At 67.1% G+C, this 13,288-nt stretch carries 13 protein-coding genes and 1 tRNA gene; 9 read left to right on the top strand and 5 right to left on the bottom strand.

Features of this window, described 5'->3' with window-relative positions; genetic code table 11:
• Positions 1-25 precede the first annotated feature (25 nt).
• Positions 26-772 (top strand): DNA repair protein RecO, encoded by a 747-nt coding sequence (gene recO / locus K2X73_RS00675; protein WP_294107577.1) that lies wholly within the window; start codon positions 26-28, stop codon positions 770-772.
• Positions 773-830: 58 nt separating this feature from the next.
• Complete coding sequence (locus K2X73_RS00670) at positions 831-1,949, top strand: glycosyltransferase family 2 protein (RefSeq protein WP_294107678.1); 1,119 nt, start codon at positions 831-833, stop codon at positions 1,947-1,949.
• Here K2X73_RS00670 and K2X73_RS00665 read toward each other — a convergent pair.
• Positions 1,946-3,139 carry a glycosyltransferase family 39 protein gene (locus tag K2X73_RS00665; RefSeq protein ID WP_294107575.1) on the bottom strand — a complete coding sequence of 398 codons (1,194 nt, stop codon included), beginning with the start codon at positions 3,137-3,139 and terminating at the stop codon, positions 1,946-1,948. The two genes, K2X73_RS00670 and K2X73_RS00665, sit on opposite strands and share 4 nt — an antisense overlap.
• An 85-nt stretch (positions 3,140-3,224) precedes the next feature.
• Here K2X73_RS00665 and metZ point away from each other — a divergent pair, with 85 nt between their 5' ends.
• From metZ to K2X73_RS00640, 5 genes are all read left to right on the top strand, one after another.
• Positions 3,225-4,427, top strand: a complete 1,203-nt coding sequence (metZ, locus tag K2X73_RS00660; RefSeq protein WP_294107573.1) for an O-succinylhomoserine sulfhydrylase — start codon at positions 3,225-3,227, stop codon at positions 4,425-4,427.
• 7 nt (positions 4,428-4,434) lie between these two features.
• Positions 4,435-4,866, top strand: coding sequence for a Co2+/Mg2+ efflux protein ApaG (apaG, locus tag K2X73_RS00655; protein ID WP_294107571.1), 432 nt, complete (start codon positions 4,435-4,437; stop codon positions 4,864-4,866).
• Between the two features lie 5 nt (positions 4,867-4,871).
• On the top strand, positions 4,872-5,663 hold the full coding sequence (locus K2X73_RS00650; protein ID WP_294107569.1) for a LysR family transcriptional regulator: 792 nt from the start codon (positions 4,872-4,874) through the stop codon (positions 5,661-5,663).
• Positions 5,660-6,190, top strand: coding sequence for a GNAT family protein (locus tag K2X73_RS00645; protein WP_294107568.1), 531 nt, complete (start codon positions 5,660-5,662; stop codon positions 6,188-6,190). The genes K2X73_RS00650 and K2X73_RS00645 overlap by 4 nt, the downstream gene beginning before the upstream one ends.
• A gap of 69 nt (positions 6,191-6,259) precedes the next feature.
• The gene (locus K2X73_RS00640) at positions 6,260-6,718 is read left to right on the top strand and encodes a DUF417 family protein (RefSeq protein WP_294107566.1); all 459 of its coding nucleotides are present in this window, start codon (positions 6,260-6,262) and stop codon (positions 6,716-6,718) included.
• Here K2X73_RS00640 and K2X73_RS00635 read toward each other — a convergent pair.
• Together K2X73_RS00635 and parE are read right to left on the bottom strand one after the other, a co-directional pair.
• Entirely contained in the window at positions 6,715-7,791 is a 1,077-nt protein-coding gene (locus tag K2X73_RS00635) for a hypothetical protein (protein WP_294107564.1), read from the bottom strand. The genes K2X73_RS00640 and K2X73_RS00635 overlap by 4 nt on opposite strands.
• Positions 7,792-7,874: 83 nt before the next feature.
• Entirely contained in the window at positions 7,875-9,851 is a 1,977-nt protein-coding gene (gene parE / locus K2X73_RS00630; RefSeq protein WP_294107562.1) for a DNA topoisomerase IV subunit B, read from the bottom strand.
• A gap of 160 nt (positions 9,852-10,011) precedes the next feature.
• Between parE and K2X73_RS00625 the strand changes: the two genes are divergently transcribed.
• Positions 10,012-10,902 (top strand): outer membrane beta-barrel protein, encoded by an 891-nt coding sequence (locus K2X73_RS00625; RefSeq protein WP_294107560.1) that lies wholly within the window; start codon positions 10,012-10,014, stop codon positions 10,900-10,902.
• Positions 10,903-10,954: 52 nt separating this feature from the next.
• Here the strand turns inward: K2X73_RS00625 and K2X73_RS00620 are convergent, their stop codons facing one another.
• On the bottom strand, positions 10,955-11,410 hold the full coding sequence (locus K2X73_RS00620) for a cytochrome c (protein ID WP_294107559.1): 456 nt from the start codon (positions 11,408-11,410) through the stop codon (positions 10,955-10,957).
• A 57-nt stretch (positions 11,411-11,467) separates the two neighbouring features.
• Positions 11,468-11,553, bottom strand: a tRNA-Tyr gene (locus K2X73_RS00615).
• 127 nt (positions 11,554-11,680) lie between these two features.
• On the opposite strand from K2X73_RS00615, the gene K2X73_RS00610 reads away from it, so the two are divergent.
• Positions 11,681-13,288, top strand: a complete 1,608-nt coding sequence (locus K2X73_RS00610; protein WP_294107557.1) for a M20/M25/M40 family metallo-hydrolase — start codon at positions 11,681-11,683, stop codon at positions 13,286-13,288.

The raw sequence follows: 13,288 nt of genomic DNA, 5'->3' as shown, positions 1-13,288 counted from the left end.
TTCCTTACCGCGCTAACGCTTGGCCATGTACCTGCGCGCGCCCGCCATTCTGCTCACCGCGCGGCCGCACGGCGAGCACGGTGTCGTCGCGCGCGCGCTCACCGAGACGGCGGGGGTGCAGCCCGGTTATGTGCGGGGCGGGCGCTCGCGTGCGCTGCGGCCGGTGCTTCAGCCGGGCAATGAACTGCTCGGCGAGTGGCGCGCGCGGACCGAAGGCCAGCTCGCCGCGCTCACGATCGAGCTGCAGCACAGTCGCGCGCCGCTGTTCGCCGAGCCGCTTGCCGCCGCCGCGATCGAGTGGCTCACCGCGCTCACCGCCGCGACACTGCCCGAGGCGCAGCCCTATCCTCGGCTCTATGCCGGGCTCGACGCGGTATTGCGCGCGATCGAGGCGGCGCCAGCCGCACGCGATTGGGCGGCGGCGCTGGTGCGCTATGAATTGCTGCTGCTTGCCGAACTGGGATTCGGGCTCGATCTTTCAGCCTGCGCGGTGACTGGCGCGTGCGACAACCTCGCTTATGTCAGCCCCAAGAGCGGGATGGCGGTAAGCGCCGCGGCGGGGGCGCCCTATGCCGCCAAGCTGCTGCCGCTGCCGGCATTCCTGCTGGAGGGCGGGTCGGCCGATTGGGCGGCGGTGCTGAACGGCCTAGCCCTCACCGGCCATTTCCTGACGCGCGACCTGCTGGTGGGCCGCGCCGCGGAAGCACTGACGGCGCGCGCGCGGCTGATCGATCGGCTCGCCCCGTTGGCGCCCCCGCCAAACGCGGGTTAAGAAGCGCTTAACCATGATCGGCGTAAGGCCGGGGACGATGGAAGGCGCGGCGATGCTGATGACGCGGGAGGCCGGACACGCGGCCGACCTGCTCGATCTGGCGGTGGTGATCCCCACCTTCAACGAGGCGGCGAACGTGCCGCGCCTTGTCGCGCTGCTCGATGCCGCGCTCGCCGGGCTCGCCTGGGAAGCGATCTTCGTCGATGACGACAGCCCGGACGGCACCGCCGACGCGGCCCGCGCGCTCGCCCGTGCCGACCGGCGGGTGCGGGTGATTCAGCGGATCGGCCGGCGCGGCCTTTCCTCGGCCTGCGTCGAAGGCATGTGCGCGACCGCGGCTCCGCTCGTCGCGGTGATCGACGGCGATCTGCAGCATGACGAGACTTTGCTGCCCAAGATGGTCGCCGCACTCCGGGCCGATCCGGCGCTCGATCTCGTCATTGGCTCGCGCTTCGTGGCAGGCGGCGGGACGGGGGAGTGGGACCGCGACCGGGTCGCCAAATCCGCTTTCGCGACCAAGCTCGCGCGCGCGGTGCTCAAGGCCGAGCTCAACGATCCGATGAGCGGTTTCTTCATGATCCGCAGCGAGATCGTGCGCGGCCTGGTGCCCGCGCTCTCGGCGATCGGCTTCAAGATCTTGCTCGACATCATGACGACCGCGCGGCGGCCGCTCAACTTCATCGAGCTGCCCTGTACCTTCCGCACCCGCGCGGTGGGGGAGAGCAAGCTCGATCACGTCGTCGCGATGGAATATCTGATCGCGCTTTATGATCGGCTCGCGGGGCGGATCGTACCGGCGCGCTTCGCACTGTTCGCCTGCGTCGGCGCGTTCGGCGTGCTGGTGCATATGGCGATCCTGGGCGGTGCCTGGGGTCTGGGCGGCGATTTCCTCGCGAGCCAGATATTGGCGGCCTTTGGAGCGATGACCGCGAATTTCTTCCTGAACAACGCGCTCACTTATCGCGATCGGCGGCTGAGAGGCACGCGGGCCTTGATCGATGGCTGGGTGTCGTTCTGCGCGGTGTGCGCGGTGGGGCTCGTCGCCAATATCGGCGTCGCGGGCTTCGTGCATGAGGCGCAGCATGGCAGCTGGGCGGGATCGGCGCTGGTTGGCGTTCTGGTGGGCGCGGTTTGGAATTACGCGCTGTCGTCGCGCTTCGTGTGGGGGCGCTATTAGGGCCAGCTCGGCAGTAGCGCGTAACGCTTGAAGGCGAGTGGCCCTTCGAGCGGCGCGGCGCTGAGCGCGGGATAGTAATAGACGAACACCAACGCGGCGGCGGCGAGCAGCGCCTCCGCCGCCCACCGGCGCCGGAGCGCTTCCGCGAGTGCGACGATCGCCAGGCCCAGAAACAGGCTCGGCAGCAAATAATAATAGAGGAAGCCGATCTTCTTGGGTATCAAGAGCAGCACGCCATAGCTCGCGAGCCACAGCCCGGCGGGCGCGAGCAGGGCCGGCGAACGCCGTATCAGCCCCAGCGCCAGGCACCCCAGCACCGCCGCCAGCCCCGCCCAGAACACGACGGGGTTGCCGACCAGCAGCACGGCGCGCCACACACCGTCGACGGGCTCATACAGATACCAGATCGGTCGCAGATCGAGCGGCCAGCTCCAGGCGGGCGACTGATAGGTGTGCGGCGGATAGGTCTGGGTCTGCGCGCGGTACATCTCCAGCTGGCGCGGCAGCAACTGTGACAGCGTCAGCGGATCGTGCCTGACGAAGAAGCCGGGCAGGAACGCCAGGAAATAGGCGGCGAGACTCGCCGCGCCCAAGGTGAGGCTCGCGTGCCATCGGCGTGGGCCTGCAATCAGCAGCGCGAGGCAGGCGAGCGCGATGAACGGCGCCGCACCCCATTTGCACGCGGTTGCCGTGCCCATCAGCGCGCCCGCCAGCGCGATCGTCGCCGTTCGCCGGCTTTGCCAGGCCGCGAACAGCACGGCGGTGCCGCTCAGCAGCAGCGCCGCCATGAAGATGTCGAGCATCGCGATCCGGCTCTGGACGAAAAGCAGGAAGTTCATCAGCGCGAAGCCGGTCGCGACCGCCGCCGGCCGATCGCGCCCCAAAATCCGCCGGCCGATCGCGAACAGCGCGACCACGCACAGCGCCCCCGCGACGGCCGAGAATACGCGCCAGCCGAACGGGGTATCGCCGAACAGCTTGATGCCCGCCGCCATGATCGCCTTGGCCAGCGGCGGATGCTCGGTGTTGACCAGCGAATGCCCCGCCGCCAGCCGGCGCGCGGCATCGGTATAATAGACCTCGTCGAAATAAGCGCGGTCGGGGCGGGCGAGGTTGGGCAGGAATAGCGCAAGCCCCACGATCCCCAGCGCGGCGCCGATCGCCCGGCTTCGTCCCTTGTCGCTCCCCATGCGGGGCCGGTTAAGCCGGGCTTGGGGGCGGTGCAAGCGCGGGCGGCATTGACGACGCCCCCTCACGCCCGGCAAAGCCCGAGCCATGAAGCGACACACCGGCCAGTCCGACGCCGCGCGCCACTGGCGCCCCGCCACGCAAGCCGTGCGCGGCGGCACCGCGCGCAGCGAATGGGGGGAGACGAGCGAAGCCCTCTTCCTAACCTCGGGCTACGCCTATGATTGCGCCGGCGACGCCGCGGCCCGCTTCGCCGGCGAACAAGTTGGGATGACCTATTCGCGGCTGCAGAATCCCACCGTCGAGATGCTCGAAAAGCGCATCGCGCTGCTGGAGGGCGCGGAGGCATGCCGGACGATGGCGACCGGCATGGCCGCGATGACGGCGGCCTTGCTCTGCCAGCTGCAGGCGGGCGACCATGTCGTCGCAGGCCGCGCCGCGTTCGGATCATGTCGCTGGCTCGTCGACAGCCTGCTTCCCAAATTCGGCATCGAGACGACGGTGATCGACGCGCGCGACACGGCCGCGTTCGAAGCGGCGTGCCGACCCAACACCAAGGTCTTCTTCTTCGAAACCCCCGCCAATCCGACGATGGACATTGTCGATCTGGCGGCGGTGTGCGGTCTCGCCCGGTCGCGCGGTATTCGCACCGTGGTCGACAATGCCTTCGCGACCCCCGCGCTCCAGCGCCCACTGGAATTCGGCGCCGACATCGTCGCTTATTCGGCGACCAAGATGATGGACGGCCAGGGGCGCGTGCTCGCGGGCGCCGTGTGCGGGGCGCAAGAGTTTATCGAGGGCGAATTGCTCGCCTTCATCCGCAACACCGGCCCGACGCTCTCGGCGTTCAACGCCTGGGTGGTGTTGAAGGGGCTGGAGACGCTCGATCTCCGCATCCGCCGGCAGAGCGACAACGCGCTCGCGGTCGCCCGCTTTCTCGAGGGCCGCGTGCCCCGGCTGCTCTATCCCGCGCTGCCGAGCCATCCACAGCATAATCTGGCGATGGCTCAGATGGCGGCGGGCGGTTCGATCTTCGCGTTCTTCGTCGAGGGCCGCGCGCAGGCGCACGCGCTGCTCGACGCGCTCGAACTGATCGACATTTCGAACAACATCGGCGATTCGCGCTCGTTGATGACGCACCCGTCCTCCACCACCCATTCGGGCCTCGCCGAGGAAAAGCGGCTGGAAATGGGCGTCACCGAGGGGATGCTGCGACTGAACATCGGCCTGGAAGATCCTGCCGACCTGATCGACGATCTTGATCGCGCGCTCGGCCGAGCCGGGCTATAGCGCGGTGATGAAGGCGCTCTTCCCCAATGTCGCTGAAACGCGCGGCGTGATCGTGCGCGTGTCGGTGAGCTATCTGCCGGAGCAGAGCGAGCCACGGCGCGGGCGCTGGTTCTGGGCCTATCACGTTCGTATCGAGAATGAGGGGGAGCAGGCGGTGCAATTGCTCACCCGCCACTGGATCATTACCGACGGCCGCGGCGCACGTCATTCGGTGGAGGGCGAGGGCGTCGTCGGCGAGCAGCCGCTGATCGCGCCGGGTGGCAGCTTCGACTATGTGTCCGGCTGCCCACTGCCGACGCCGAGCGGCTATATGCAAGGCAGCTACCACGTGATTGGCGAGGATGGCGCGGGGTTCGATGTCGACATCCCCAAATTCGCGCTGATCGCGCCTGTGCAGCCCGGCGGCGCCGAACGCGCGCCGCCGCGGGGGAATGGCTGAACCAAATGAAGCGGACGCATCTGCCTCTGAACGGGTTGCGCGTGCTCGACGCGGCCGCGCGCCATTTGAGCTTCACCCGCGCCGCCGATGAGCTGGCGGTGACACCGGCCGCGGTCGGCCAGCAGATCCGCGCGCTGGAGGAAACGCTGGGCGTCGTGTTGTTCCGCCGCACGACCAAGGGGCTCGAACTGACGCCCGAGGGCGAGGCCGGGCTGCGCGCGTTGCGTGATGGCCTGCTCCAGTTCGAGGAATCGGTCCGCGCGATGCAGGCCGGGCAGAGCAGCAAGGCGGTCGCGATCGCCGCACCCCGCGCGCTGATCGAGAAATGGCTGTTGCCGCGCCTTTCCGGCATCGCCGCGCGTGATGCGGACCTTCGCTTCGCGCTGATGACCGCCGACGACGCGGTTGATTTTACCGAGGCTAATCTCGATCTCGCGATCCGCTGGGGCGCGGGGCCAGGCGATTATGAGGGCGAAGCGCTCGAATCGGCGGGGATGGTAACCGTGGAGCGCCCCGGCGGTGGGCTCGACACCCGGATTTCCTGGCCCGGCTGCCCGGAAGCGGCCGAGATGTCGATCATGCGCGTCGGCGATGCCGGGCTGGCGATCGATGCCGCTGCCTGTGGTCTGGGGCGCGCGACCGTCCCCGAACTGCTCGCCGCGCGCGACATCGAGAGCGGACGGCTCGCTCTGGTCGCCGAACCGCGCCCGCATGGCGAGGGCTATTGGCTGATCGCGCCGGTGCCGCAATGGCGCCAGAAAAAGGTTCGTGCCCTGGTCGAGGCACTAACGGCGTGAGCGACCGCGAGTTCGCCAGCGCGCGGCTGGTGATGCACCGCCAGCGGATCGCCGATGCCGAGGCGCTGTTCGAGGCTTATGCGGACGCGGACCTGATGCGCTTCTGGTCGAGCGCGCCGCATCGCTCGATCGCCGAAAGCCGCGACTATCTGGCAAGCGGCCCGGACGATCCGGATTTTCGCGGCTGGACGATGCGCCGCGCCAGCGACGGCGCGGTGATCGGTACCCTCGCCGCGATGCGCGAACGCACCGGGGTGCAGCAGATCGGCTATTTGTTGATCCGGCGTTTCTGGGGTCAAGGCTATGCGCGCGAGGGCGTCGCGCGATTGCTCGACCGGCTGTTCCAGGAAGAGGGGCAACGCCGCATCTTCGCCGATGTCGATCCCGACAATGTCGCCTCGAACGCGCTGCTGAAAGACCTGGGCTTCACGCTCGAAGGCCGGCTGCGTGGCGAGTGGGAAACGCATATCGGCGTGCGCGACAGCTTCATCTGGGGAATGCTGCGCGAGGAATGGCCCGCGCGATAAATTGCTGCGGGCTGTAACCTTCGGCCCGATGCCCGCGAACCTGCCGTGATCGAACAACAGGGGTCTAAAATGTCGAAAATCGCGTTGCCGGGTGAGCGCTCGGGCATCGAGGCGCTGCGCTGGACGCTGGTGCTGATCTTTTTCCTGTTCGGCACCGCCAAGTTCGCGGGCTACGAAGCCGAAGGGGTCTCCAAGATCGCCGAACATTATCCGCTGTTTGCATGGATGTACCCGCTGTGGGGCGTGCAGGGCGCGAGCAACGCGATCGGCGTGATCGAACTTTCAACCGGCGCGGCGCTCGCGATCGGTGCCTTTTCGCCGCGCGTGTCGCTGCTTGGCGGGCTGATGGGGATGTGTACGTTCCTCATCACGCTAAGCTTCATGCTCGGCGCGCCGATTTTCGAGAAGACCCTCGGCGCGCCGTTCCTGGCGGGGGCGGGGCAATTCCTCGTTAAGGACGCGGTGCTGCTCGCCGGCTGCTACACGATCGCGCTCGCCTCGGCGCGCCGGGCGGGGCTGGCGCGCTAGGCAATCGTCAGCCTTTGGACTTGGGTGCCGATCGCATAAACGTGGCGCTTGGCTCCGTCCTGCACCACTCGAAACTTGTTGGCCGCGCGGGCGATGGGGGCGGGGGTAAAGCTCTTGCCTCCGTCGCGCGTCTCGAACCCGCCGGCGGCGGTGCCGACCCAGCCGCGCTTTTCGTCGATGAAGCCAATGCCGAACTGGCGCGCTTTGGCATCCTGCACCATCGGCAGTTCGGTCCAGGTCTTGCCGCCGTCGAGCGTCTTCACGATCAGCTGCTGGGCGCGGTTCGGATCATAGCTTTGCACGGTCGCATAGCCGATCTGGCGGCTGACGAACGACGCCTTCCAGATCAGCTCCGCGCCCCGACCCGACTTATAGACCACGCTCCAATTCTTGCCGCCATCGGTGGTGCGCAGGATCAGTCCCTCGGTTGTCGCGGGATCGCGGCCGGTCGAGGCGAAGAGCAGCCCGGTCTGCTCGTCGAAGAATTTCAGGTCGAGGATCATGCCGGCGACCGCGCTTAGATCGCTGACCGTCCAGCTCTTGCCGCCATCGGTCGAGCGGAGCATCCCCGTCGGCCCACCGACCCGGCCGGCGGCATGGACCACCAGCCGTGGCTCGAGCTTGCCCTGATAGATGCGCTGACTGCGCAGCACGTCGATCGCGCAGACGCCGGTGATCGTCTTCCCGCCCAGCTCGGCCGGGGTCCAGGTGACGCCGCCGTCATCGGTGCGATACAGCGGGGTGGTGTCGGTGACGCCCGGATAATAGTCGGTGCCGATATTGCCGATAAAGCCGGTGTTCGCGTCGACAAAGCCCAGCGCGCGGATGAACGTGCCGGGCTTGCTCGCGACTTTCGCCCAGCTCGCGCCGCCGTCGGTCGTGCGGAACAGATCGCCCTTGCCGGTGCCGTACCAGCCATGCGCGGCATCGGCGAAGCTGATATCGTCCCGCTTGCCGGGAAAGGGTTCGGTGGTGAGCGTTTCCCAGCTCGCCTCGGCGGGGCCAGCGCCGATCAGCGGCAGGGCGGCGGCGGCGGTGCCGACGGCGATCAGTTCACGACGATTGAGCAGCATGGCGGCGGGAAGGCTCCGTGTTGGTGTTGTGATACACTTACATTGCCAATCACCAATACCGCCGTCAACTGGCGCGCTTCGCGTCAGGCGTCGATGGCTTCCTCGTCTAGCCGGGCCGCATTTTCCTGAATGAAGGCGAAGCGATGCGCCGGGTTGGTGCCCATCAGCCGTTCCACCAAATCCTTGATCTCGGCGCGTTCCTCATATTCCTGGGGGAGCGTGACGCGGAGCAGTTGGCGGGTGCGCGGGTCCATCGTCGTCTCGCGCAGCTGCGCGGGGTTCATCTCGCCGAGCCCCTTGAACCGCGCGACCTCGACCTTCTTGCCCTTGAACTCGTTCGTCTCGATCCGCGCGCGGTGGGCGTCATCCATAGCGTAGAGGCTCTTGGTGCCGGCGGTGAGGCGGTAGAGCGGCGGTTGCGCGAGATAAATGTGCCCGCGTCGCACGATTTCCGGCATTTCCTGGAAGAAGAAGGTCATCAGCAACGTCGCGATATGCGCGCCGTCGACATCGGCGTCGGTCATGATGATGACGCGCTCGTAGCGCAGATTGTCGGGCCGGCAGTCCTTGCGCGTGCCGCAGCCGAGCGCCTGCACCAGATCGCCGATCTCGCCATTGGCGAGGATCTTGGCGGTGGTCGCGCTGGCGACGTTCAGGATCTTGCCCTTGATCGGCAGGATCGCCTGGGTCTTGCGATCACGCGCCTGCTTGGCCGAGCCGCCCGCCGAATCGCCCTCGACGATGAACAGCTCGGTGCCTTCGGGCGAGTCCGAGGCGCAATCGGTGAGCTTGCCGGGCAGACGCAGCTTGCGCCCGCCGGTCGCGGTCTTCCGTTTCACCTCGCGCTCGGCCTTGCGGCGGAGGCGCTCGTCCATCTTCTCGAGCACGAAGCCCAAGAGCGCGCGGCCGCGTTCGCCATCGGCGAGGAAATGATCGAAATGGTCGCGCATCGCGCGCTCGACGAGCGTCGCGGCTTCGGGGCTGGTGAGCCGATCCTTGGTCTGGCTTTGGAATTGAGGCTCACGGATGAAGACGCTGAGCATCAGCTCGGCGCCGGTCACGATATCCTCGGCGGTGATGTCCTTGGCCTTTTTCTGGCCGACCAGATCGCCAAAGCCGCGAATGCCCTTCACCAGCGCCGCGCGCAGCCCCGCCTCGTGGGTGCCGCCATCGGGGGTGGGGATGGTGTTGCAATACCAGCTGTAGGAACCGTCCGACCAGAGCGGCCAGGCGACCGCCCATTCGACGCGGCCGGCGCCGTCGGCGAAATCCTGGCTGCCCTTGAAGAAGTCGCTCGTCGCGCACTCGCGGTCGCCAAGCTGCTCGCGCAGATGGTCGGCGAGGCCGCCGGGGAATTGGAACACCGCCTCGGCGGGTGTCTCGTCGCCGATCAGCTCCGGCGCGCAACGCCAGCGAATTTCGACACCGGCGAAGAGATACGCCTTGGAACGAGCGAGCTTGTAGAGCCGCGCGGGCTTGAAGTGCAGCTCGGGGCCGAAAATCTCGGCATCGGGCACGAAGCTCACCGTTGTGCCGCGCCGGTTCGCCACCGGACCCAGATTCTCGATCGGCCCCAGCGTCACCCCGCGCGAAAAGCGCTGGCGATAGAGCGTCCTGGCGCGCGCGACCTCGACCACCGTCTCGGCCGACAACGCGTTGACCACGCTTACCCCCACGCCGTGCAGGCCGCCCGAGGTCGCATAGGCCTTGCCGGTGAACTTACCGCCCGAGTGCAGCGTCGACAGGATCACCTCGAGCGCCGACTTGTCCGGGAATTTGGGGTGTGGATCGACCGGGATGCCGCGGCCATTATCGGTGATGGTCAGCCGGTTGCCGGGCTCCAGCACCACCTCGATCCGTGTCGCGTGGCCGGCGACCGCCTCGTCCATCGCATTGTCGAGCACTTCGGCCGCCAGGTGATGCAGCGCGCGCTCGTCGGTGCCGCCGACATACATGCCCGGGCGGCGGCGCACTGGCTCCAGCCCTTCGAGCACTTCGATCGACGAGGCGTTGTAGTCGCGTTCCGCCTTGGGGCTGGCGGCGAAAAGGTCATCGGCCATGCAACGGCTATAGGCGGCGCGACAGCGGGCGCAAGGCAGGGATATGCGGTCCTGTGCTGTGTCCCGAAAGCCACGTTTCGCGGCCGAAAACTTGATATGGATGAATACTTTTCGCGCTCCCCTCGTTCAGCGCCCCGCCAGGACCATCAGGGAGTACTCCATGCGCTTCACCAAACTCACCCTCGCGGCGGGCGCCGCGCTCGTGGCGGTCGCCAGCCCCGCGCTCGCCCAAGACAATAGCGGCACCGCCACCGATCCCCAGACGACGACCACCGCCGAAGCCCCGCCGAGCGAATGGGATCCGACGCAGAAGCCGTTCCAGGGCCTGTATGTCGGCGGTACCGTCAGCTATGATGTGCAGGCGAACGATTATGCCTCGGGCATCCTGTTCAACCGCGCCGGCAGCACGACGGTGACGACCGCGGCCGGTGACAACGCCTTTTCGCCGGGCTTCTGCGGCGGCGCGGCGCGCGGCGCGACGCCGGACTCGGGCTGCCGCAACGACCGTGACGATATCGGCTATTATGGCCGCGTCGGGTTCGACGTGCAGAGCGGCGCCTTGGTGTTCGGCGCGCTCGCCGAATTCGGCAAGAGCGAGATCACCGACAGCGTCTCCGCCTTCAGCACCACGCCCGCGAGCTACACCATCACTCGCCGGGTCGATTGGGAACTGGGCCTGCGCGGGCGTGTGGGTTACGCCGCGCGTACGACGCTGTTCTACGCGACCGGCGGCGCCGGCTATATCCGCCTCCAGAACCGCTTCAGCACGACGAACACCGCCAACGCCTTCGTCACCAATGGCAGCGGCGAGAAATGGGGCTATCAGACCGGGCTCGGCATCGAGCAGAAGCTCGGCAAGCATTTCTCGGTCGGCCTCGAATATCTCTACCACAATTACGAGGACAATAACTACCGCGTGGTCGCGACTCAGGGCACCGCGCCCGCGACCAATCCGTTCGTCCTCAACAGCCCGGGCGGCACCATCTTCCGCCGCAGCGACCCGACCTTCGATTGGCACTCGATCCGCTTTACGGCGGCGTTCCGATTCTGACCTTGTGGCTAGCCCCTCCCCTTCAGGGGAGGGGCTTTACGACAGGCGTGTCCTAACGCTTTTCCTCGACCCGATATTTGTCGTGGCAGGCTTTGCAGGCACCGCCGACCGCCTGATACTGCGCGGCGAATCCCGTCGTGTCGCCCGCCTTGGCGAGCTCGGCGAGCTTGCCCGCTTCGATCGCCAGCTTGGCCGCCGCCGCCTCGAACCCTGCACGGTCGGTCCACACGCTCGGTAATGCTTTCGATTCGGGCGTCGCGCTGCCTGCCGGGAACAGCCCGGGCAGCGCCTTGCCCCAGCCCGCGATCGCGCCCGCCGGGAAGGCGAGGCGCTTTACATCGTCGCCACGATCAATCGCCGCTTTCAGCCCGACGAAATCGGCCGCCATCAGCTTGAACCCGGCCTGCCGCGCCGCCACCAGCTCCGTCGCGCTCGGCGCCTTGGCAGGAGGTTGCGCCATCGCTACGCCCGCCACCAACACCAATGCCGCGCTTAAAATGACTCGCATCCTCGCCTCCCTTATTGCGAGGCGAGGTTAACCCAAGGGGATCGCCAAGAGAAGCGATGGTGGAAGGGGCTGGATTCGAACCAGCGTACGCTCACGCGGGCAGATTTACAGTCTGCTGCCTTTAACCACTCGGCCACCCTTCCACGAGTGCCGGCGCCCGGATGGACGAGGGCGGCTCCATGACGTGGCGGAGCCGCCCTGTCAACCGCGCTTGCGCTCGCGGTGGCGCTCGTTAAACCCGGCGCGACGATAGAATAAGGGAGGCTTTCAATGCGTTCACTTTGGCTGGCGGCCGCCGCCGTGGTGCTGGCGGCGCCCGCGCTCGCGCAGAGCGTCGACCGCGCGGCGATCAACAAGCTGATCGACGAGGGCACCAACCACAGCCAGGTAATGGTGACGGCGGAATATCTGACCGACGTGATCGGCCCGCGCCTCACCAACTCGCCCAACATGCGCAAGGCGGAAGGCTGGACCCAGGCCAAGTTCCGCGAATGGGGCCTCGTCAACGTCCACAAGGAAGGCTTCGAGTTCGGTCGCGGCTGGTGGATCGAGCGCTCCAGCGTGCGCATGGTCGCCCCGCGTCCGGTGCAGCTGACAGCGATCCCGATCGCCTGGACGCCCGCGACCAATGGCGCGCTCACCGCGCCGGTGATCGTCGCGCCGATGAGCAAGGAGCGCGATTTCGAGAAGTGGCGCGGCCAGCTGAAGGGCAAGGTGGTGCTGATCAGCCGCCCCGGCACCGGCTCGGAGCCGAGCAAGCCGCCCTTTCAGCGCTACACGGGCGAGGAACTGTCGAAACTCGATCAGTTCGATTGGCCCAATCATGATCCCGAAGGGGCGGATCGCCGCCTGAAGCGGCTCGATTTCGCCAAGAAGCTCGACGCTTTCCTGAAGGCCGAAGGCGCGGTGGCCTGGGCGCAGATGTCGCGGCTCGATGCCAAGCTGCTGCATGGCGAAGGCTATCTGTTCACCAAGGAAGAGAGCCCTTCGCTCCCCGGCGTCGAGATCGCGGCCGAGGATTATCGCCGGCTCGCGCGCCTTGCCAAGGCGGGGATGAACCCGACCATCGAGATCGATTCGCAGGTCCGCTACGACGATAGCGACAGCAAGGCGTACAACATCATCGCCGAAATCCCCGGCAGCGACCCCAAGGCGGGCTATGTGATGGCCGGTGCGCACCTCGACAGTTGGGTGGCGGGCGACGGCGCGGCGGACAATGGCGCGGGCAGCGCGATGATCATGGAGGCCGCCCGGTTGATCGCGGCGAGCGGGATCAAGCCCAAACGCACCATCCGCTTCGCGCTGTGGGCGGGCGAGGAACAGGGCATCCTCGGCAGCCTCGCTTATATCGAGCAGCATATCGCGACGCGCGGCACGGGGAACGAGCCCAAGCAGACGGGCCTGTCACGCTTCTATGGCTGGAACAACCGCTGGCCGATCAATCCGAAGCCCGGCTATGATGAGTTGGCGGCTTATTTCAATCTCGATAATGGCTCGGGCAAGGTGCGCGGCATCTATGCCGAGAATAACCCGGCGGTGGTGCCGATCTTTCGCGAATGGCTCTCGCCCTTCTCGGGCATGGGCGCGAGCGCGGTGGTGATCGACCGTACCGGCGGCACCGACCATTATTTCATGCAGGCCATCGGGCTGCCGGGCTTCCAGTTCATCCAGGACCCGCTCGATTATAATAGCCGCATCCACCACACCGGCGCCGATACCTTCGATCACCTGAAGGGCGACGATATGCGCCAGGGCTCGATCATCATCGCGAGCTTCCTGGTGAACGCCGCCAATGCCGAGAAGGCGCTGCCCAAGCCGCCGCTGCCGACCAAACCGGCGGCGACCGATCCCTATGCCTATAGCAATGACGACGATTGA

Source organism: Sphingomonas sp., assembly GCF_019746665.1.
Taxonomy (GTDB): Bacteria; Pseudomonadota; Alphaproteobacteria; order Sphingomonadales; family Sphingomonadaceae; genus Sphingomonas.
Note: the sequence above shows the minus strand (reverse complement) of the source record. Positions and strands in the feature narration are given on the sequence as shown.